The 267-nt window shown below is 58.4% G+C and carries 1 protein-coding gene; it reads right to left on the reverse strand.

Annotated elements, in window-relative coordinates:
- Nucleotides 1-13: 13 nt before the first annotated feature.
- A partial coding sequence (locus AAEZ00_RS22465; RefSeq protein WP_351090100.1) for a hypothetical protein occupies nucleotides 14-267 on the reverse strand: 254 nt, incomplete at its 5' end.

Below are 267 nucleotides of genomic sequence, written 5' to 3' on the forward strand. Positions count from 1 at the left end.
TTTTTTTTTTTTTTTATGTATTTTTTTTTTTTTTTTTTTTTTCATATATAATCCTATTTATAAAAAACCCAAAACTAAAACAAAAACACAAAAACAACCACCCCACCACCCCCCCCCCCCCCACACACCCCCCCCCCCCCCCCCCCGCCCCGGCCCCCCCCGGCCCCCGACCCCCCCCCGCCGCGCCCGCCCGCCCCCCTACACCCCGCGCCCCCCCCACCGCACCCGCACCCACCCCCGGCCTCGCAAGAGACACTTCCAGCAGAT

It is taken from the genome of Shewanella sp. S1-49-MNA-CIBAN-0167, from assembly GCF_040310145.1.
GTDB lineage: Bacteria > Pseudomonadota > Gammaproteobacteria > Enterobacterales > Shewanellaceae > Shewanella > Shewanella psychromarinicola.